This is a genomic window from Thauera butanivorans NBRC 103042 (assembly GCF_001591165.1).
Lineage (GTDB): Bacteria > Pseudomonadota > Gammaproteobacteria > Burkholderiales > Rhodocyclaceae > Thauera > Thauera butanivorans.
The window spans coordinates 96,198-116,884 of the sequence record NZ_BCUG01000017.1 but is presented as its reverse complement, the minus strand read 5'-3'; the positions used below and the strand labels follow the sequence as shown (position 1 = coordinate 116,884).

Here is a 20,687-nt window from a genome sequence, read left to right as displayed (position 1 = left end):
CATGAGTCGGTTCCTTGTCGGAAAGTTGAATGCGGTCAGTCTGTGTTGCGGCAACCGGTGCTGCGGTCAGCCGATGCTGCGCACGACGCCGCCATCGGCGCGCAACGCGGCGCCATTGGTGGCCGCCGATAGCGGGCTGCAGACATAGGCCACCAGATTGGCCACTTCGGCCGGTTCGATGAAACGCCGCAGCAGGGAACTCGGTCGATCGCGATTGAAGAACTCGCGCTCGACCGTTTCCACCGCCACGCCCTGCTCCGCCGCCAGCCTGCCGAAGAACTCGATGACGCCTTCGGTGCGGGTCGGCCCGGGCAGCACGGCATTCACCGTCACGCCGGTACCGCAGCAGGTCTCGGCCATGCCGCGCGACACCGAAAGCTGGGCAGACTTGCTCATGCCGTAATGCACCATGTCGCCCGGCGGATTCAGGCCGGATTCACTGGAAATGAACACGATCCGGCCCCAGCCGCGAACCTTCATGCGCGGCAGGCAATGGCGTGCGAGACGCACGCCGCTCATCACGTTGGCTTCGAAGAAACGCAGCCAGTCGGCATCGCCGATGTCCTCGAAGGCACGAGGCTCGAAGATGCCGAAGTTGTTCACCAGCACGTCCACTTCACCGCAGTGCTCGAGCAGGCCAGCCACGCCTGCCGCGGTACTCACGTCGGCCGCGACCCCACGCACCCAGGCCTGCGGCACTTCGGTACGCACACGCGTGCAAGCCGCCTCGACACGGCCTGCGTCACGGCCATTCACCACGACTTCGGCGCCTTCGGCAGCGAGCCGGCGGGCGATGGCATAGCCGATGCCTGCCGTCGAGCCGGTCACCAGCGCACGCTTGCCGGATAGTTCGAGATCCATCGGATGTTCTCCAGGAGACGGGGAAAAGAGGCGCGGCGGACGAAGAGGGAGACAGGTTGGAAGTTATCCGCCGCGCGCAATCGATCAGACGAAACGCACCGAGCAGCCGCCGATGCCGCCGATGGTGACGCGAAGGTTGTCGCCAGCCACCACCGGCACCATGATCGCCAGCGAACCCGACAGCACGACTTCACCCGCCTTCAGGCTGATGTCGAGCGCACCGAGCGTGTTCGCCAGCCAGGCCACCGCGTTCGCAGGCGCGCCGAGTGCCGCGGCGCCCGAGCCGGTGGCGACGATCTCGCCGTTCTTCTCCAGCACCATGCCGCAGGTGTTCAGATCGACCCGCCGGGGATCGACCAGGCTGTCGCCGAGCACGAACACGCCGCAGGAGGCGTTATCCGCCACGGTGTCCTGGATGCGGATCTTCCAGTCGCGGATGCGCGAATCGACGATCTCGAAGCAGGTCATCACGCCTTCGGTCGCGGCCAGCACCTCGGCGGCAGTGACGCCCGGACCTTTCAGATCCCTCTTCAGCACGAAGGCGATCTCGCCTTCGGCCTTGGGCTGGATCAGGCTGCCGGCCGGAATCGCCTCGCCTTCGTTGTAGAGCATGCGGTCGGTCAGCATGCCGAAGTCGGGCTGGAACACGCCGAGCATGTTCATCACCGCCTTGCTGGTGACGCCGATCTTCTTGCCGACGATGCGTTCGCCGGCTTCCAGCCGGCGCGCGATCATGCGCTGTTGCACGCGGTAAGCGTCGGCGATGGTGATCTCCGGGTGGCGCTCGGTGAGCGGCGCCAGCACTTCGCGCTTCACCAGCGCCTGGTAAAGCTCGTCGCCGAGCTGTTCGATGAGATTGCGGTCCATGTCGATTGGCCTCAGTTCAGGGGTTTCGGTTCGTCGTCGCTGGCTTCGGCGAGGAAATCGCCCACCAGGCGGGCAAAACGCCCGGCATGTTCGATCTGCGTCCAGTGGCCGCAGCGGCCGAAGACGTGGAGCTGCGCGCGGGAAATCCAGTCGGCCAGGGTCAGCGAAGTGGCCAGCGGGATGACCCGATCGTCGCGGCCGTGGATCACCAGGGTTTCGTGCGGCAGCGCACGGATGTCGGCCTCGCGGCTGGCCATCGCATCCACCCAGCGCTGGCGCGGCGCGGGGAACATCGCCGCGAAGGACTCCTGGAAGCCGGGGCGGATGCTGGCCTGGTAGCGCAGTTGCGCCAATTCGTCGTTCACCAGCGAACGGTCCCAGGCGAAGTAGTCCATGATCGCGCGCATGTTCTCGAACGACGGCGTATAGCCCCACACCGCGTCCAGCCCCGGGGTGATCTCGAACGGCACGCCGACGCTGCCCATCAGCACCAGCCGGCGCACCCGCTGCGGATGGCGGATGGCGATGGCCAGCGCCAGCGCGCCGCCGAAGGAGTTGCCGACGAGGTCGGTCCGTTCGATGCCCAGCGCGTCGAGCAGGCCGACCGCCTGCGCGACCCAGGCATCCATGTCGTAGCGCTGGCCTGCCGGCCGCTCGGTGAAACCGAAGCCGACCATGTCGGGCGCGATCACCCTCGCCTGCCTGGCCAGTTCGGGCATCACCAGACGCCAGTTGGCCCAGGCCGATACGCCCGGCCCGGAGCCGTGGATCATCAGCAACGGGTGGCCGCTGCCGAGGTCGTGGTAGTTGGTACGGATGCCGGCAGCGACGATGCTGTCGGCGATCTCGGGGCTGGTGGCGCTCATCGCGGCCGGCCTCACAGCTTGATGCAGATGTTCTTCAGCTCGGTATAGAACTCGAGCGAATGCACGCCGCCTTCGCGGCCGATGCCGGACTGCTTCGAGCCGCCGAAAGGCGTGCGCAGGTCGCGCAGGAACCAGGAATTCACCCACACCAGGCCGGCCTCGATGCGGCCCGCGACGCGGTGGGCGCGTACCAGATCGCGGGTCCACACCGAGCAGGCCAGGCCGTAGTCGGTATCGTTGGCACGGCGGACCACTTCGTCCTCGTCGTCGAACGGCTGGATCAGCGTGCAGGGACCGAAGATTTCCTCGCGCGCGATCGGCGAGCTGTCGTCCAGCCCGGTCCAGATCGTCGGCTGCACCCAGGCGCCGTTCGCCAGTTCCCCCGGCATCACGGGCACGCCGCCGCCGGTGACGACGGTGGCGCCCAGCGCCCTGGCCTTCTCGTAGTAGGACAGCACCTTCTGCTTGTGCTCCTGCGAGATCAGCGGGCCGAGGCCGGTGGCGGCATCTTCGGGGCGGCCGAGCCTGAGCCCTTCCGCGCCCTTCTTCAGCGCCTCGACGAAACGCTCGAAGATCGGCCGTTCGACATAGACACGCTCGGTGCCCAGGCAGACCTGGCCGCAGTTGGCGAAGACCGAGCGCATCGTGCCTTCGATGGCGGCGTCGAAATCGCAATCGGCGAACACGATCGCCGGATTCTTGCCGCCCATCTCGAGCGACACCGGGCGCGCACCTTCCGCTGCCGCCTTCATGATCGCCGCGCCGGTGCGGGTCTCGCCGGTGAAGGTGATGGCATCGACGTTCGGATGCGCGGTGACGAATTCGCCCGCCGAGCCCGGGCCAAAGCCGTGCACGACGTTGTAGACGCCCTTCGGCATGCCGACCTCGTTCATCACCTCGCCGAGCAGGGCCGCCGTCTGCGGGGTTTCCTCCGAAGGCTTCACCACCACGGTGTTGCCGCAGGCCAGCGCAGGCCCGACCTTCCAGGTCATCAACAGCAGGGGCAGGTTCCACGGACAGATGACACCGACCACGCCCACCGGGCGGCGCACGGCATAGTTCAGCGCACCGCGGCCGTCCGGCGTCGCCATCTCGAAGAACTCGGTCGGCACGCTCTTGATGACGTCCGCGAACACCTTGAAGTTGGCCGCGCCGCGCGGAATGTCGATATGACTGGCGAGGCTGCGCGGCTTGCCGGTATCGGCGCATTCGGCGGCGAGGAAATCATCGAAACGCTTGTTGATGCCGTCGGCCACCGCGTTGAGCAGATCGACGCGGTCGGCCACGGTCATGCGGCCCCACGGCCCCGACAAGGCGGCACGCGCGGCGGCGACGGCGGCATCGACTTCGGCCTTGCCCGCCTCATGCACCTTGGCGATCAGGGCGTTGTCCAGCGGCGAGAACTTGTCGAAGGACTTGGCGGTGGCGACGAATTCGCCATTGATGAAATTGTGGATCTGTTTCATGGATTGCGTTCCTCACGCTTCGATGTCGTCGGCACCGATCGCGCGCAGACCGGCGCGCGCGCAGATGCCGTCCTGTTCTTCCGTGGCACCGGAGACGCCGATGCCGCCAAGCAATACCCCTCCGCTGCGGATCGGCAGCCCGCCGCCGAACACGATCAGCCGGGGACGGGCGGTGAAGCCGAGCTTCATGCCCTCGTTGTCGCCGACCGCCTTCATCCAGTCACCGGTCGGAAAGCCGAAGCCGCCGGCGGTGTAGGCCTTGTCGATGGCAATCGCGATCGACTGCGGAAAAGCCCCTGGCATGCGCAGGAAGGCGACCAGGTTGCCCGCGGCATCGGCCACGCCGACGCTGATGCGCAGGCCGAGCTTCTCCGCCTCCTGCACCACGGCCTCCACTGCCGCATGGGCAGCTTCCCAACTGATTGCACTCTGCGTGACGGCCAACTTCATCGTTCCGACTCCACTTGCGCCCCACGGGGCTGGTTGTGCGAGAAATTAGATCATCATTTTCTCGATGTCAATATATTTTCTCGAGATTTTAACAATCTACCGCAATGCCTGCCGTCAGCTAGAATGCGAAAGAGCTATCCCTTCGGATCCCGCGCCACCATGAGCGAAACCGTCCTGTCCCAAGCAGCCCTGAACCAAGCCACGGATTCCCACGAAGAACCCAAGACCCTGGTCGAAGGTGCCTATCAGCGCCTGCGCCGCGACATCATCGAGGGCGTCCACGCACCGGGCGAAAAGCTGCGCGTCGAGCACCTCAAGGAGCACTACGACGTCGGCGCCGGCACGCTGCGAGAAGCGCTGCTGCTGCTGGTGACCGACGCCCTCGTCGTTGCCCAGGGACAGCGTGGCTTCCGTGTCGCGCCGATCTCCATCGCCGATTTCGAGGACATCACCCGCACCCGCGTGCTGCTGGAAACCGAGGCCCTGCGGCAATCGATCGCCTCCGGCGGCGAGGACTGGGAGGCCGCCGTCGTCGCCGCCTTCCACCGCCTCTCCCGCGCCGAACAGCGCCTCGCCGACCACGACGTCGGTACCACGGAGGAATGGGAGAGCCGCAACCGTGCCTTCCATGAAGCCCTCATCTCGGCATCCAGCTCGCGCTGGATTCGCCATTTCCAGCACATCCTCTACCAGCAGTCCGAGCGCTACCGCCGCATCAGCCTGTTCCGCCAGCCGATCGCCCGCGACATCCACGCCGAGCACCAGGCCTTGTTCGAGGCAACGATGGCACGCGATGCGACCCGCGCCACCTCGATCCTGACCGAGCACATCCTGCGCACGCTGGATGCCGTCAAGCGCATGCCGGCGGACTTCTTCACCTCCAAGAGCAAGCGCTGACTCTCCAAACCTGCGGCAGCCATGGCTGCCGCAGGCTCTTCCGTTCAGGACACGACGGTCAGGAAACGCTCGTTGAGCTTGCGGTCGTGGTAGAAGATGCCGGTGCCCACCTCGTCCCAGGTCCATTTCACCGCCTGGTAGTCGGGATAGGTGTCGTAGCCGCCGCAGAAGGTCTCGAAGCGGTTGCCCGACGGATCGAAGGCGTAGATCGTCGTACCGCGGGTGACGCCGTGGCGGGTGGGGCCGATGTCGATCGATACCTTGTTCATCGACATGATGTCGGCGGCACGCAGCACCCTCTCCCAACTGTCGAGCTTGAACGAGACGTGGTGCAGCCTGCCCGGCTCGGGGTGGCGGACGAAAGCGATGTCGTGCGCCTTCGTCGAGCATGACAGCCAGATGCCGAGATCGGTCTCGCCATCCTCCATCACCACGTGCTCGACGAGGTAGAAACCGAGCACCTTCTCGAAGATCTCCTGCACTTTCTCGATATCCGGGCCGTATAGCAGGCAGTGGTCCAGGCGCGTGGGTGCGATGCCGCGCTCGGCGTCCGGCACCCAGGGATCCGGATTGACGTAGGACTGGCCATTGCCGACGTCGCTCTTCTCGGCATACAGCTCGATCAGATGGCCGGAGGGGACTTCGAAGCGGACGCGTTCACCGGTCGCCAGCATCTCGCCGGCCGGAATGCGCTCGGTGCGGACGCCGAATGCCTTCAGGTCGCCATCGAGCTTGTCGAGCGTGGCCTTGTCCGCCACCTTGAAAGCGAAGAAATCGATGCCCGCGGAATCGGCCTCGCGGATCAGCACGCTGTTGTGTTCGCGCTCGTCCCAGGCCTTGAAATAGACCCGCCCCTGCTCGTCCCGGCCGGTTTCGACCAGGCCCAGAACGTCGCGGTAGAAATGGATGCCTTCCTCGAGATCGAGTACGCGAAGCGAGATGTGTCCCGGCCTCAATACACCTGTCATAGCCATTTGTTCAACTCCTCTTGAATGTGCATGTCTGCCCGGCCGGGGAAACGAACCGCCGGGCCTGCCCTGCGAATCCGGATGCTCAGTCGCCGCCGCGCATGTACTGCGCCTGGAACATCCTGGGCGGGTTCTGCTTCGGATCGACCTGGCCCTTGAAGTGGCCGGTGGTGCAGTGCCTGGCCTGCACGTCGATCATCGAGAAGGCGTCGTCGATGCCGATGCCCGAGCCCTTGTTGATCGGCAGGTGGTGGTCAGCGTGCGACTTGCCGACCATGAACACCTTCCACAGGTCGCCCTTGCGGTCGTAGATCTCGTTGGCGCCGTTCAGGTTGCCGAGCTGCGCGTCCATGTAGAACACGCGCTTGCTGACCGGATGGGCGCTGTTGACCGGCGCGGCTTCGAGCACGTAGACCTTGCGCAACTGCCAGGTGCCCTGGTGGAAGCATTCGCCCTGGCCGCCGAAGCCGACGTACTTGAAGCCGTCCGGATCCTTGAACTCGTCGCTGAGCGCGAGCTCGTTGTGGTTCCACATCGGCAGGATCACGTTCTTCGTGCCCTTGTAGGTCCACTTCATGTCGGAGATGCGGCCGTTGTAGCCCTCGAAGTCCTCGATCATCAGGTCCGAGCCGAGGAAGGCGTCGGTGGTCTGCCCGGTCGCCAGGCGGCGCACGCGGCGCTGGAAGCCCAGGTACAGGTAGGCGTCGTCGAGCTTCTGGTCGTCGTCGTAGCGCTGGATCAGCAGCTGGGTGTTCTTCAGGTCCTGCGGCGCGTCGACCTTGACGTAGATGCCCCTGAACAGGTTCGAGGGGTTAGGCGTGACCTCGGGCACAGGATCGTCCTTGACGCGGTGTTTGAGGTTGAGGAAGTGGAAGCTGAACTGGATCGTGCGCTCGAGCTGCCCGGTCGCCATGTTGCGGTACTTCCAGTAGAAGGGCGTGATGTTGGCGCCATCGCCCCAGTTGACGCCGTACTTGTAGTTCCACGCCAGCTTCTCGCCGGCGCGCGGGTCCTCGATGTCCGGCTCCTCGACGAAGGGACGGCCACCTTCGAAGCCCTCCAGGTCGCCGCTGTTGGGGCCGAGCCGGGCCTTGCCCAGATTGCGCCGGGTGGCCTCGACGTAGGCGCTGGAAAGTTCGAACTGGGTGGTCGGGCCGACTTTTATTTCGAACAGGCCATCCTTGAGCAGCTTGTAGACGCCGTCCGGCACGACGTCCTTGAACTGGTCGACGTTGCCCTGGTTGATCACGGTGCCCACGCTCAGCCCGGGATGGCTCGGGAAACCGTTCTGATAGGGATTGAAGCTGGCCTGAAGCTCGGCTTCCGTCGCCGCCTGGGCGGCCAGGCTCAGGCCGAGCAGTGCCGCGGCGATGATGGTTTTGTTCATGGGGAATGTCTCCTCGGGTCAGAACTGATAGCGCAGCTTGAAATACACTTCGTCTTCGTACATCGCCGAACCGATCGGCCCGGCGCGGAAGCGGCCGAGCGGCTCGAAGCCGGCGAGGCCGCGTGAATACGGCGTCATTGGATCGGGATCGCCATCCGGCGCGGTGAAGGGCATCCAAGGGTTGCAGGCGCGGCAGTCGTCGAAGCGGCGCGCGCCGGTGCCGACCTTGAAGTTGCCGCCGAAGCTGAGCTTCAGGTTGTCGGTGAGGCTCCATTCCACCGCCGGCGCGATGGCGGTCGCCCTGGCCTTGAAGTCGCGCGCGATGATCAGCTCGGGGCTGAGGCGGTCGTTCATCATGAAGGACTTGATCAGCAGCGTGCCGATGTAGCTGTCCTTCCAGTCCGGCATCCCCACCGCGCCGAGGTAGTTCTGGCCGTTCTTCGTGCCGGTCGAGTAGTACTCGTGGTCGAAGATGTGCTGCCAGAACAGCTGCGCCGAGATCAGCGTCGTGCGGTGCGGATTCAGGAAGGGAATGAAGGTCGGCCGGTCGATGCCGATCACGCTGCGCCACACGCGGTTCTTCGAGTACAGCCCGGGCCGGGCGGTGTTCGAGAACTCCTCGCCCCAGCTCATCGCGCCTTCGAAGCGGAAGGCCGCGCCCAGCGTCTCGGACTGGAAGTCGAGCGAGCCGCCCAGCAGCTTGACGCGCGGGAAGTGCATGTCGAAGGAGATCAGGTAGGGATTGTGCTCGCTGTATTCGCCGGTGAAGCCGTTGGTGGTGCGCTTGCCGCCGCGCAGCGAAGGCAGTTGCGAGCGGTAGTACAGCGCGTTCAGCGAAAACGCCAGGCCGCTCTGGGTGATGCCCTCGAACTTGGCACCGATCTGCGTGTTGGCCAGACTCCAGGATGGCAGGTCGACGTCCCGCAGGCCGATCTGGCCGGGTCCGAAGTTGGTTGCAAGCAGCGTGCCCGGCGCGACGTTGGCGAAGTTGGCGACCGTGCCGCCGTTGTCCCACAGGTTCGCCATGCCACGGAAGAAGCAGCCCGCATCCAGGATCGCGTTGGGCGAGCCGCACTGGCCGAGGTTGTTGGGGCGGAACTTGTCGAAGTTCCACACGATCTGGAAGTTGCGGTCCTGCATCGACTCCGACGGCCCCATGCGCCATTCGGCCTGCACCATCCACATCGGGATGCGGATGTCCTGAAGTTCGTCGTAGATGTTGTTGCGCGAGTAATCGACCGGGTTGATGACGTCGAGCACGCGGAACAGGTCGGTACGGCCCCACACGACCTGCTGCTTGCCGATCTTGAGGAACAGGTCGGTGCCATCGTCCAGGGCGAAGTTCTTGCGCACGTAGGCTTCGCGGATGAAGTCCAGGCGGTCGTTGAACTCCGGCGCCTCGAGTTCGGACAGTGTCCGGTCGCCGTAGCCGCCGAAGTCGCGGCAGCCGCGCTTGTCCTTGTCGCAGGGCCGCACCGGCACGCCGAAGGCGACGCCGCCGTCGGTGTCGTGGAGACGGTCGCCGAGCACCCTCAGGCCTTCGTTCGGGCTGTTGCGGTAGCCTGCGCCCGAGACGAAGGCGTTGTTGGTCAGGCCGAGGCCGTCGACCAGTTCCTTGTTGACCGGGCCGGCACCGTGCGGCGTCTCGATGTAGCCGCCCGGCGTGGTCGATTGCAGCATCACCGCGCCGCCCGCCGAATTGCCGTACTGGCCCTTGTTCATGCGATGGACGCCGTCCCAGGTGCCGCGCAGGATGCCGCGGAAAGCCCAGTCGTCGCCGAGATCCTTGTCCGCTTCGAGCTGCAGCGTGTTGCGGAACTTGGACAGCCCGACCCGCTCGCCGGTGTGGTCCTTGCCGCGGAAGGCCGTGTGGTTGTCGTAATAGACATCCACCTTCCAGGGCGCAGTCGAGCTGCCGAGGTCCGGCAACTGCTGCGCCGCGGCGGCAAAGGCCAGCGCGCAACCCGCCGTACAAGCGGCGAGCCTGAACACCGGCGGCCGCAGGATCCGTTTTTTCCTCATCTCGTGTCTCCTACCTTCTTGTCGTTTTCCGGGCGATCCCCCGGCTCCTTGCCAGACGTGGCCGGTGGGCCAGCCGCGTCCTGAACCCCCTGCGGCCCCTACACCTCGAGTACGCCGTCCTCGTCGTAATGCGCGGCGGTGACGAACTTCGGCTTGAACACCACGCACCAGCTCGGCACGATCAGCACCGCGGCGATGGCATTGACGACGAGCATGTACACCAGCAGCAGCGCCGCATCGGACTGGAACTTCAGGTCGGACATGAAGATCCACAGCACCACCCCGGCGATCAGGGTCGCGGCGGTGAAGGACACGGCCGAGCCGGTGGTGGCGACCGCCTTGATCACCGCCTGCTTCATGTCGCCCAGCTCCGCGTACTCCTCGCGGATGCGGTCCATGAAATACACCGCGTAGTCGATGCCGACGCCGACACCGACGGCGATCACCGGCACGGTATTGACGCTGATGCCGATGCCGATCGCGCCCATGTAGGCGTAGGTCATCAGCGTGGCGAACAGCATCGGCAGCACCATCAGCCAGCCGGCATGGAGCGAGCTGTAATAGAGCGACACGATCAGGAAGGCGAAGACCATCACCGCCGGAATGATGATCAGGTGGTCGGTGTGCAGGGCCTGGTTGGCCGCCGCGGTGACGCCGATGATCCCGCCGCCGAGCTCGATGCGCAGCCCGGGCACCTCGGCCTCGATCAGGCGGGCGCCCTCCTCGGCCAGGGCGACGACACGGTCGATGGTGTCGGCCTGGTGGTCCTTGTAGTAGAAGACGATGTTGGCTTCGTCCTCCTGGGCATTGACGAACTCCTTCAGCGCGCCGGGGATCGGACTGGAGGCCATGTAGGCGAACATCAGGCCGCCGACTTCCTCGGCGCTGTCGGGCAGCTGCATCCAGCGCGGGTCGTCGTTGTGGGTCAGCTTGTTGACCACGCGCACGACGCCCGGCAAGGCCTTGGTGCCACCCAGCGCGGGGTCGGACATCATGTGCGCCTGGAAGCGCTCGATGGCCGCCATGACTTCCGGCCGCTTGATGCCGCCCGGCTCGTCGGTGCGGGCGAGCACGTGCAGTTCTTCCGAACCCGGGAAGCGCTCGTTGATCGCCGTGGTCGACACGTTGTAGTCGTGATGGCGGTGCAGCAGCGGCGAACCCGGCTCGGTGTCGCCCATCTTGACCTGGCCGAGCAGGTACAGCCCGCCGAGCGCACCGATCAGCGTCAACACCAGGATGGAACGTGCGCCACCGTCGGTGCCGCCGGTCTTCGCCATCGCGCCGCCGAGGATCGCGGGCATGAAGTCGTTGCTGTTGTCGGTCTTGCGCGGTGCGGGCAGCACCGACAGCGCCAGCGGCACCATGAAGTGCACGGTGAAGATCACCGAGATGCCCCAGAAACCGGCGGCGATCCCGAGCTTGTGGTTGAACGGCGCGGCGCCGAGCACCAGCACCGCCAGCCCGACCGCGTCGACGATGATCGCCAGCGAACCGGGCCGGAACAGGGCGTCGAGCGCATTGCGCGCCGCCTTCTGCCCGTCCTTCACGATCGCCAGCTCTTCGTAGTAGCGCGCCACCAGTTGCACGCCGTGCGAGGTCGCGCGCGCCGCGATCAGGAAGGGGATCGGCAGGGACAGCGGTTCGAGGTTGATGCCCATCAGCGCCATGAAGCCGAGGCCCCAGATCGTCGATAGCGCAATGCCCAGCATCGGCAGCGCGATGCCGTAGAGCCGGCGGAAATACACGATCAGCAGCAGCGCCAGCAGCATCAGCGTGAACACCATGATCCGGATGATCTGGTCCAGGTAGGTGTACACCCAGCCGGTCAGCACCGGATTGCCGGTGACGTGGATGCTGTGCCCCGGCGTGGCGAGCTCTTCACGCACTTTCTGCAGCGCCGCGAAGGTCGCCGGATAGTCGATGTCGCCTTCGTTGAGCTGGGCCTTGATCAGCGCGGCCTTCAGGTCGGGCGACACGAGCAGGCCGTACATCGTCGGGTTGGCGATGACGTCCTTCTTCAGTTGCTCGAGTTCGGCCACGCTGCGGCTCGACTTCTGCGGGTCGTAGTAGGACTCGGAGGCGAAGCCGCCCTGCTCGTCGAGGAAGATCTTGCGTGCAGTCCGGTGCGTCAGGCTCGACACCAGGTTGTGGTTGACGCCCGGCAGGCTGTCGACGCCCTGGGTCGCCGCGTGGATCAGGCGCAGGGTGCGATCGTTGAAGATCGTGCCCTGCTCCACTTCCACCGCCATCACCACCATGTTGGCACCGCCGAAGTTCTCCTTCAGGCGGTTGTAGGTCTGGATGTAGGAATGGTTCTGCGGCAGCAGATCGGAAAAATCGGTGAACACCCGCAGCCGGGGCAATGCCAGGCTGAACAGGACGGTACCCAGCAGGATCAGCGCAAGGACGATCTTCGGATTGGCGAAGATCCACGCCTCGGCGAGGTGCAGCCTGTGGGTGACGGAGTGACGCAGCTTGCTGACCAAGTTCCTGCCCTCCTCAGTTGGCCCGGATGCCGATCACGCGCACCAGCCCGCCTGGACTGCCGGCGACGAGCGCCGACTGCCCGGGCAGCGAAGCGCCGGCACCGAAGAAAACGGGCAAGGGATCGGGGTAAGGCACGGCTTGCCAGACACCTTGTTCCAGCCGCGCCACCGTGCCGCCTGCACCGATGCCGTGCGGTACGCCTTCGTGCATGAACAGGCGATAGAGCGGCGCATGGGTGTTGTTGGCCTGCCGCTCCCAGTTCCGTCCGCCATCTGCGGTATGCAGGATCTGGCCGGCGATGCCGCTCACCCAGCCTTCGTCGCGTGAGGCGAACAGCGCGGCATACGGGTAGAACTCGTTCGGAATCGGCTCAAGGCGATCCCAGCGCTTGCCGCCGTCGGCGCTGACGGCAATCAGGCCGAACTCGCCGACCGCAATTGCATGGTCCTCATCGACGAACTGCAAGGCAGTGATCTGCGCGTCCTCGTCGAGATCGAGGTGAGACCAGGAACGGCCCTGATCAGGCGAGTGCGCAATACCGGCATGTGTGCCGGCCACCCACCAGCCGCCCCGAGGATCGCAGGCGATCGCCAGCGGCACGCTCGGCTCTTCGAACGCCGAGGACGCGGCTACGGCGCCATCCGCAGCGATCGACACGACGCGGCGGTAGAAGTCCAGCGCGATGAAGCTTCCGTCCGGACATTGCGTCGAGTCGATCAGCGATGCGCCATCGACGGCCGTGCGCTGCCAGCTATGGCCGGCATCGGTGGACACCAGCATCGCCCCTGCCTGCGTGCCGGCAATGACGACCTGCTGGTTGGCATTCAGGGTCTGGATGACGTGGTAGCGCTGCAGCGGGCGTTCCGCCTGGGCGCGGACCGCCGACAAATCCGGCTGGGCCTGGCAGGCCGCCAGCGACAACGCGCAGGCAGCCGCCAGCAGCCCCGGGCGCAAAAGCCCGTCGGCAAGGTGATTCATTGTCTCCTCCTCTCCGGAGCCTCGTTGCGGCCCCGGCGCCGGCAATCGGCGCCGGCTGGTCTTGTTCTTTCGGTGAAGCGGGAAAGCACAGCTCAGATCAGCCTGCTTATTCCCATGATTTCACATAATTCTCGATATTTCACTAAAATTTATTTTATAAAACCCGGTCAGATCTTCTTGAACAGCGGGCTGCGGACCTGCTGGACGTCCGCCGCGGAGAAGAACTTCTCCATGTAGATGTCGCGCTCGAACAGACGGCCCTGCATCAGCGCCGTGATGCAGGCGTCGATCATCAGCGGCGGGCCGCACAGGTAGGCCTTGTGGCCGCGGAAATCGCCGTTGAAATGGGCAGTGGCCGCTTCATGGACGAAGCCGCGAAAACCCGTCCAGCCGGAATCGGCCGGCTCGTCCGACAGCGCCGGCACGTAGCTGAAGCTGGGATGGCGCTCGGCTAGCGCGAGGAATTCGTCGTGGTAATAGAGTTCGCCGCGATGGCGCTGGCCATACACCAGCGTCATCGGCCGCGTGTCGCCGGCATCGAGCAGGTCGAGGATCATCGAGCGCGGGCTCGACAAGCCCGAACCGCCGGCCATGAACAGCAGCGCCTCGGGCGCCGACCTGCGCACGAAGAAACGGCCATAGGGGCCGGACAGGCGTACGCGCTCGCCGGCTTCAAGCCGCTCGTGAACCCAGGTCGTGCCGCGGCCGCCCGGCACGATGCGGATGTTCAGTTCGACTTCGCGCCCGCTCGAAGGCGGGTTCGCCAGCGAGAAGGCCCGGCTGTATTCGCCGCCTTCGAGGAAGAAATTGACGTACTGCCCGGCCTGGAAGTGCATCGGCTCGTCGGTCTCGATGAAGACCGCCTTGATCGTCGGCGTCAGTGGCTCGATCCGCGTCACGGTGCCGGGAAAATCCCGCACCGGAATGGATTCGGCATCCGCTTCCTCCTCGATCTCGGCCTCGATCGTCACGTCCGACTCCAGCCGCGCACAGCAGGCCAGCGTCTTGCCTTCGTCGCGTTCGAAGTCCATCAACGCGAAGCTCGAGGCCTCGCCATGGTCGATTTCGCCGTCGATCACCTGCACCTTGCAGGTTGCGCACAGGCCATGGCAGCAGGCGTGGGGCAGCCAGATCCCGGCCCGCAGGGCGGCGTCGAGAATGGTCTGGCCTTCTTCGACCTCGATCGTCTGGCCGATCGGTTCGATCGTCAGTTCATGACTCATGATTCGTTTCCGTCGTATCCGTTCTTCGGCGGGCGGAGACGGCGGGTAGCGCCGCCCCGCGCCTTGCGTTCAACTGCAGGACCCCTCGATGCCGGTGAGGCCCGGCGTGCGGAAGCGGATCACGTCCTTGTGTCCGAGTCCGTTGTCCGCCAGCGACTTGTCGAAGTCGGGGGCGAAGGGCTTGCCGGACTTGAACCACTCGGCCTTCGTCCAGTCGATGCGGGCGAAGTCGGGGTGGTAGCCGAACGAACCCGGCAGCACGCCGTCGACGACGTCGCCGAAACGCATCGTCGGCGGAAAGGCAAAGGCGAAAGGCGCGCAGAACATCAGGTGATCCTCCCAGCCGATGTAGAGCAGCTGGGCGCCGTGGAACTTGTCCATCGAGTCGGCAGGCGGGAAGTCGTAGGCTTTGATGGCAGCAACAGCCATGTCGTGTCTCCTGGGTGTTTTTGTCGGCCGCAGGTGGGAAACCGCCCGCGGCATCGAGATGCTCAGATGTTCCTGGTCGCCTGGCCGCGCCATTCGGCGAAGTTCTTCCTGTCTTCCGAGATCTCGAAATCCAGGTTGTCGCGGCCGTGCTCCAGGTTGTAGAACTTCAGCACCTCGGCCAGCGGATCGAAGCCTTCCACCGTCGGATCGGTGCCTTCGGGGAAGCAGTTGCCCTGGTAGATCTGGTGCACCGGCAACCAGGCCTGGGTGTACTTCTCTGGTTCGTCCTCGAAGATCTTTTTGCAGTGATCCGAGCAGAAGTGATACTTGTCGTCCCTGTAGTCAACCTCGCGGTAGCAGGTCTTGGTGGGCTCGCCCGGTTCGGTGAAGACCATCGGGATCTGGCAGACCTGACACAGCATCGGCAGCGTCTTGCTGTAGAAGCGATTGCCCTTGGCCGCCTGCTCGCGCCAGAACCGGTAGCGCGGGCGGTAAAGCTTGTCGAAGCTGTCGGGATACTTGCTCGCCAGCCACTTCATCTCGTCGTCGTCCGGCATCCAGGTGTGGAAGTTGGCGGCAGCGGCGTAGTTGTAGAAAGTGCTCCAGGCCTGGTGCGACAGATGGTCCTTTTCGAGGGCGATCTGCCCGGCGCACTTGGGCATCGTGATGCCGTAGCGGGCGAGGTCCTTGAACAGCGCGCCGCCGTTCTCCTCGAAATAGATTTCCCACGCCTCCTTCCAGCTCATCGTGCGCTTGGGCAGCATGTAGTCCATCATCATCGCCACCAGCGTCAGCACGCGGTAGCCGCGCCAGGTCCACTTGTCGATCCAGCGCTGCACGATGGGCACGTTGGCGGGGTCCTGCTCGAGGATGAACTTGATCACCTCCAGGCCCAGCGTCATGTGGCGCGCCTCGTCGGACTGCGCCGAGAAGCCGAAGGTCATCGTGCCCATGTCGCCGTTGTAGGCCGCGCCCGAGACGAAGGGGACGAACAGCAGGTTGGTCAGCACGTACTCGAACGAGAAGCCGATCGCCACCATGAACTCGAACGGGCCCGCGGTCAGCGCATCGTCGAAGAAGCTCTTGGGCACCGACAGGAACCACACGCGGTCATGGGCATGATGGAAATCGTGCATGCCGTTGTAGTACTTGTTGTAGTTCGAGATCGAATGCACCTGGGTCTGGGCATGGCGGATCTCGTCGATCGACTGCATCAGGCAGGCGACGCGCGGCCCCGGCCCGGGGAAGGCGCGGCCGGCATGGGCGAAGCCGCGATGGGCGACGTATTCGAGCGGGCTGATGCCGCTGATGAACAGCTTGACGGCGTTGATGTAGCGCGCGTCGGTGACGTTGAGGTGGCCGTTGTTCTGGTTGAAGGCGTCGATGATCGCGTAGAGCTTGCGCTCCTTCTCGGCCTGGTACTTCCAGTAGGCGTCCATCGTCAGGCGGAACGGATCCTCCCATTTGTCCCAGTCGTGGATCTTGATCCCCTCGTAGGCGACGTAGGGGTAGATGTCCTCCATCTTCTGGTAGGAGGGCGTCCAGTCGAGGCCGCGGGTCATCACCGCGTAGCGCTCCTTGAGGCCGAGTTTCTTCTTGGCGACTTGCATATCCATGGTTCGTGTCTCCTTGGCGTGCCGGTTCAGGCGTTCCAGTAAAGGACCATCTCGTCGTCGGTCTGGTCGAGGTTGCCGGTCATGGTGATCAGATTGACCTGCAGCTCCTGCAGGTCGAACGGGCGGCCGATCAGCTCCTCGATCGTCTCGCGGCGGATGACCAGCCTGTCCTGGGCATCGATCTTCACCATCGCGGGCTGCTCATTGACGACGGCATCGGGATTGTCCTGCACGATGGCCTCGATGACCTGGCGGGTCTCTTCGTTGGTCTGCAGCGCGATGAATACGGTGGACATCGGGAAATTCCTCAGAGGGGCACGCCGGCCTTGGCCATGCGTGCGTTGAATTGCTGGACGATTTCGGTGGTCAGTTCGTCGGCACGCTCGCCGAGGGCGATGCGCGACACGGGCAGCAGCGCCGCCGCCGCACGGTCGCGCCACTGCACGATCCAGTCGGCGAGGACGGTCTTGTTCCCGGCCGATTCGGCGGCGGCGGTCTTGACCGTGGCGTCGATCCATTTGCGGGTCTCGGCATGCCAGTCGGTCATGAACTGGGTCAGCATCGCCACCGGCGTGCCGCCCTTGGCCGAGAGCACGTCGTCGATGATCGTTTCGTACACCAGCGGATACAGCAGGCCGTCGAGCGCCACGTTCTGCGCCACGAACAGCTCGAACGGGTCGCGCAGCACCAGGGTGTCCTCGACGTAGCGGCGCAGCCCTTGCCAGGTGTCGTCCTCCATCCACGCCTGCTTGGCGGCATCGAGCGAATCCACGTCGCCCAGCAGCAGGCCGACGCGGGTCAGGTACTGGGCGATGCCGAGCTGGTCCATCGCGTGGTAGATGCAGGGCTGGGTGAAAGCCGTGCCGTAGCCATAGGCACAGACGGCGGCATTGTTCATGTTGGCGCCCCAGGCCACATGCCGCAGCGGAATCAGCAGCGCCAGCACGGTGTCGCGGATTTCGTCCGGCAGCGTCGCGGCCAGGCCCCGGTTCTCGACGAAATCGAAATTGGCCTCGGCGGTGTCCTGCTGCTTGGCCCGGGCAATGGTGTAGGCACCGTAGTAGAACTGGCGCGGGTCCTTGAAGCTGTACCAGTCGGCCATCCTGATCGCGCTCCGGTCACGGTCGTAGATCAGGTGATCGGGATCCCAGGTCGGGCGATAGTGGTAGTTCGCCTCCTGCTGCATGTCCAGCGTGCCTTCCTGGTAGCGGGATGCCGGCTTGTCCGCACCGATGCGCCGGGCGATGTTGTCGAACGTGTGCCGCAAGGGCTTGATGGTCACGGTGCGCAGATCGATCTGCATGGACGCTCCTCCTTTTGCTTGTATGGCCGCAGTCAGCGAAAGCGCTGATGCGTGGCTTGGTGCAGGTTCCAGTTCCAGTCTTCGGCCTCTTCCGCGCATTCCCCTTCCCGGGGCGCCAGAAAAGCGACGTCGTTGGCCCGGCAAAACGATTCGTAGGCTTCAGCCGGAAGCAGCAGCTCGGCGTAGAGCCCGGGATCGCCGACGGCGAACTCGAACTCGACGAATCCATCCGGCCTGCGCTCGATGAGGCGCACGAACTTCCGGCCGATGTCGATCGCAGGCTCGGCATCCTTCATATCCTTCCCCTCCTCCGGTTTGATCAATGCGGGATCGCGACAGAGCCATCATTAACAACTTCCGTGCCAATCTCGCAAAATCGTGAGATTTCATGTTGATTACGGTTTATCTCGATATTTCTTCGTGCTTCGCCCATTGCCTGGCGCTTCACCAAATGATCAATTCATTGATTTGATAGATCATTTGATTCATTCGATTTATTGCCATGCAGCATCCCGGCCGGAAAGCAAGACGGGCCGGAGACATCCGTCTTCCGGCCCGCCGCACCGCCTGCCCGCTCAGGCACTCATCCAGTCATTTCGCCACCCCGGCGCACACTGCCCTGGCCATCTTGCCGACCACCTCGATCCTCAGGTCGCTGTCGGGAAAAAGCTTGCAGGCCAGTACCACACCCGCGGCCTCTTCCGCTTCGGATACGCAGCTACGGCTCATGCGGCGCGTGTGGTAGCGCCCCTGCATCACCCTGACCTTGCACACGCCGCAGCCGCCGCCCCGGCAGCCCACCGGGATGCCCTTGCGGCCAAGGGCTTCCATGGCACACAACACGTTGTCGCTGTCCGCGCAGCTGAGTCTTTCGCCGCAACCTTCGATCGCCACCACAAATCTCTGTCTCATCCGGGCTGTCTCCTCTTTCGATGTGCTTGCCGTCGATCGGCAATTCGTCCGCACGACCGGCGGCTCATGGCGGCAGATACAAGAATCATGCCATCCATTTATTTTTCTCGAGATTCTATCTATGATCGTGTTTTCCCTGCCCCCCGGCACAAGCACTCGTTTAAGCTTCGTCCGGTGTCCGGACGGTACCGAGGGTCCGGGAGAGCCAGCCGCCGGCAGAGCGGAGGTGACGCCAATCTGGAGGAGATCCGTGACCACCATCCAATACCCGGAGAGCGCAGACCTGCGCAGCCTGCTCCGGTTCGCGCCCGAAGACGGGCATATCTGGCTGAGCGAGCACCGCATGCTGCTGCTGCATGTGGGCGCGATGTCCGAACTGCGCAAGGAACTGATCGGCTCCGTCGGCCAGCAGCAGGCACGCCGCATCCTTACACGGATGGGTTTCGCCTCCGGCATGCGCGACGCGGAGCTTGCGCGCAAGACGCGCCAGGCACGCGATCCCGCCGATGCATTCGTCGTCGGGCCGCAACTGCACATGCTCGAAGGATGTGCGCGCGTCGAACCGGTGCGCCTGGAATTCGACATGCAGGGCAACACTTTCTACGCTGAATTTCTGTGGCACGATGCCTGGGAAGCCGAGGCCCACGTCCAGGCCTTCGGGGAAGTGGATCAACCCGTGTGCTGGATGATGATCGGCTACGCCTCGGGCTATACCAGCGCCTTCATGGGGCGCTTCATCCTGTTCAAGGAAACCCAATGTGCAGCGACGGGCTGCGAAAACTGCAGGATCGTCGGCAAACCCGCCGAGGAATGGCCCGATGCCGACGAGCTCAGGCCTTATTTCGAAGCCGATTCGATCGTCGGACGCCTGCTCGAACTGCGCGAGGAAATCGAGGCGATGCGCCACACGATCGCCTGCCCGCGCAAGACACCCGATCTCATCGGCAGCAGTTCATCCTTTCTCCATGCCTACGACCTGATCAGCCGCGCTGCCTCGACCAGCGTCTCGGTCCTGCTGCTCGGTGAAACCGGCGTCGGCAAGGAACGCTTCGCGAGAACGCTGCACGAGATGAGCGCACGCAAGGATGCCCCCTTCGTCGCGGTCAATTGCGCAGCCCTGCCCGACGAACTGATCGAATCGGAGCTGTTCGGCGTGGAGCGCGGCGCCTTCACGGGCGCTCACGCCTCGCGCGCGGGCAAGTTCGAACGGGCTCATGGCGGCACGCTCTTTCTCGACGAAGTGGGTGAATTGCCCCTCCCCGCGCAGGCAAAGCTGCTGCGCGTGCTTCAGGAAGGCGAAATCGAGCGGCTCGGCGACGAGCGCACGCGCAAGATCAACGTCCGGCTGGTCGCCGCCACCAATGTCGATCTGCAGAAGGCCGTCAGTGCCGGCACGTTCCGGCGCGACCTGTACTATCGCCTCAACGTCTATCCGGTGACGATTCCGCCGCTGCGCGAGCGCCCCGGCGACATTCCGGCCCTCGTCGATGCCCTGGTCCGCCGCTTCGAGACGCTGCACGGCAAGCGCATCGCCGGGATCAGCGACAAGGCCATGCACGCGCTGAAGCTGCACTCCTGGCCCGGCAACGTCCGCGAACTGGAGAATGTCCTCGAACGCGGAGCCATTCTGGCCCCGCAGAATGGCCTGATCGAAATCGAACACCTGTTCATCGGCGCCCTGCCCGATGACAGCCAGGAGCATGCACTCAGCGCCCGGGGCGAACTCGAGGCGGCGCACCGGCCGCCCCAGGATCTGGTCGCAGCCGTACTGGCATCCGGCGTTTCGCTGGAAGCATTCGAGCAAAACCTGCTGAATCGCGCAGTGGACCAGGCCAATGGCAATCTGGCCGCCGCCGCCCGTCTGCTTGGCATGACGCGGCCACAGCTCAACTATCGGATCAAGAAGCAGGCCGGCTAAGGCACGGCGCTGGAATCCCGGGCCCTTGCCCGGCAGG

Annotated in this window: 19 protein-coding genes; 2 read left to right on the top strand and 17 right to left on the bottom strand. The window is 64.7% G+C overall.

Translation table 11 applies throughout. The features are described 5' to 3' along the window. Positions 1 to 66: 66 nt before the first annotated feature. The 5 genes from TBU01S_RS08490 to TBU01S_RS08470 all read right to left on the bottom strand — a co-directional run bounded on the left by TBU01S_RS08490 (position 67) and on the right by TBU01S_RS08470 (position 4,510). Positions 67 to 861 (bottom strand): SDR family NAD(P)-dependent oxidoreductase, encoded by a 795-nt coding sequence (locus TBU01S_RS08490; RefSeq protein ID WP_068636207.1) that lies wholly within the window; start codon positions 859 to 861, stop codon positions 67 to 69. An 84-nt stretch (positions 862 to 945) separates the two neighbouring features. Next, positions 946 to 1,728 (bottom strand): 2-oxopent-4-enoate hydratase, encoded by a 783-nt coding sequence (gene dmpE, locus TBU01S_RS08485; protein ID WP_068636206.1) that lies wholly within the window; start codon positions 1,726 to 1,728, stop codon positions 946 to 948. An 11-nt stretch (positions 1,729 to 1,739) separates the two neighbouring features. Beyond that, the gene (locus TBU01S_RS08480) at positions 1,740 to 2,594 is read right to left on the bottom strand and encodes an alpha/beta fold hydrolase (protein WP_068636205.1); all 855 of its coding nucleotides are present in this window, start codon (positions 2,592 to 2,594) and stop codon (positions 1,740 to 1,742) included. Between the two features lie 11 nt (positions 2,595 to 2,605). Then, complete coding sequence (locus tag TBU01S_RS08475) at positions 2,606 to 4,060, bottom strand: 2-hydroxymuconic semialdehyde dehydrogenase (RefSeq protein ID WP_068636204.1); 1,455 nt, start codon at positions 4,058 to 4,060, stop codon at positions 2,606 to 2,608. Positions 4,061 to 4,072: 12 nt separating this feature from the next. Beyond that, a complete protein-coding gene (locus TBU01S_RS08470) occupies positions 4,073 to 4,510 on the bottom strand; it encodes a GlcG/HbpS family heme-binding protein (protein WP_068636203.1) in 438 nt (145 codons plus the stop codon). Between the two features lie 159 nt (positions 4,511 to 4,669). On the opposite strand from TBU01S_RS08470, the gene TBU01S_RS08465 reads away from it, so the two are divergent. Next, positions 4,670 to 5,407, top strand: coding sequence for an FCD domain-containing protein (locus TBU01S_RS08465; RefSeq protein WP_174524520.1), 738 nt, complete (start codon positions 4,670 to 4,672; stop codon positions 5,405 to 5,407). 44 nt (positions 5,408 to 5,451) lie between these two features. Here the strand turns inward: TBU01S_RS08465 and TBU01S_RS08460 are convergent, their stop codons facing one another. From TBU01S_RS08460 to TBU01S_RS08405, 12 genes are all read right to left on the bottom strand, one after another. Next, entirely contained in the window at positions 5,452 to 6,381 is a 930-nt protein-coding gene (locus TBU01S_RS08460; RefSeq protein ID WP_068636202.1) for a catechol 2,3-dioxygenase, read from the bottom strand. 79 nt (positions 6,382 to 6,460) lie between these two features. After that, the gene (locus tag TBU01S_RS08455) at positions 6,461 to 7,762 is read right to left on the bottom strand and encodes a DUF1329 domain-containing protein (RefSeq protein ID WP_068636201.1); all 1,302 of its coding nucleotides are present in this window, start codon (positions 7,760 to 7,762) and stop codon (positions 6,461 to 6,463) included. Positions 7,763 to 7,780: 18 nt separating this feature from the next. Then, positions 7,781 to 9,784: a DUF1302 family protein gene (locus TBU01S_RS08450; protein ID WP_068636200.1), complete on the bottom strand. Its 2,004-nt coding sequence runs from the start codon at positions 9,782 to 9,784 to the stop codon at positions 7,781 to 7,783. Positions 9,785 to 9,882: 98 nt separating this feature from the next. Beyond that, positions 9,883 to 12,270, bottom strand: a complete 2,388-nt coding sequence (locus TBU01S_RS08445) for an efflux RND transporter permease subunit (protein WP_068636199.1) — start codon at positions 12,268 to 12,270, stop codon at positions 9,883 to 9,885. Between the two features lie 13 nt (positions 12,271 to 12,283). After that, entirely contained in the window at positions 12,284 to 13,249 is a 966-nt protein-coding gene (locus TBU01S_RS08440; RefSeq protein ID WP_068636198.1) for a YCF48-related protein, read from the bottom strand. 167 nt (positions 13,250 to 13,416) lie between these two features. Next, positions 13,417 to 14,472, bottom strand: a complete 1,056-nt coding sequence (locus TBU01S_RS08435) for an NADH:ubiquinone reductase (Na(+)-transporting) subunit F (RefSeq protein WP_068636197.1) — start codon at positions 14,470 to 14,472, stop codon at positions 13,417 to 13,419. A gap of 69 nt (positions 14,473 to 14,541) precedes the next feature. Continuing rightward, positions 14,542 to 14,901: a phenol hydroxylase subunit P4 gene (locus TBU01S_RS08430; RefSeq protein ID WP_068636196.1), complete on the bottom strand. Its 360-nt coding sequence runs from the start codon at positions 14,899 to 14,901 to the stop codon at positions 14,542 to 14,544. A 62-nt stretch (positions 14,902 to 14,963) separates the two neighbouring features. Continuing rightward, positions 14,964 to 16,517 carry an aromatic/alkene/methane monooxygenase hydroxylase/oxygenase subunit alpha gene (locus TBU01S_RS08425; RefSeq protein WP_068636195.1) on the bottom strand — a complete coding sequence of 518 codons (1,554 nt, stop codon included), beginning with the start codon at positions 16,515 to 16,517 and terminating at the stop codon, positions 14,964 to 14,966. Between the two features lie 26 nt (positions 16,518 to 16,543). Then, positions 16,544 to 16,813, bottom strand: coding sequence for an MmoB/DmpM family protein (locus TBU01S_RS08420; protein ID WP_068636194.1), 270 nt, complete (start codon positions 16,811 to 16,813; stop codon positions 16,544 to 16,546). Between the two features lie 11 nt (positions 16,814 to 16,824). After that, on the bottom strand, positions 16,825 to 17,820 hold the full coding sequence (locus TBU01S_RS08415) for an aromatic/alkene monooxygenase hydroxylase subunit beta (RefSeq protein ID WP_068636193.1): 996 nt from the start codon (positions 17,818 to 17,820) through the stop codon (positions 16,825 to 16,827). 32 nt (positions 17,821 to 17,852) lie between these two features. Then, positions 17,853 to 18,116 carry a phenol hydroxylase subunit gene (locus tag TBU01S_RS08410; RefSeq protein ID WP_068636192.1) on the bottom strand — a complete coding sequence of 88 codons (264 nt, stop codon included), beginning with the start codon at positions 18,114 to 18,116 and terminating at the stop codon, positions 17,853 to 17,855. Between the two features lie 295 nt (positions 18,117 to 18,411). Then, a complete protein-coding gene (locus TBU01S_RS08405) occupies positions 18,412 to 18,732 on the bottom strand; it encodes a 2Fe-2S iron-sulfur cluster-binding protein (RefSeq protein ID WP_068636191.1) in 321 nt (106 codons plus the stop codon). A gap of 250 nt (positions 18,733 to 18,982) precedes the next feature. Here TBU01S_RS08405 and TBU01S_RS08400 point away from each other — a divergent pair, with 250 nt between their 5' ends. After that, entirely contained in the window at positions 18,983 to 20,650 is a 1,668-nt protein-coding gene (locus tag TBU01S_RS08400) for a sigma-54-dependent Fis family transcriptional regulator (protein WP_068636190.1), read from the top strand. Positions 20,651 to 20,687: the final 37 nt, after the last annotated feature.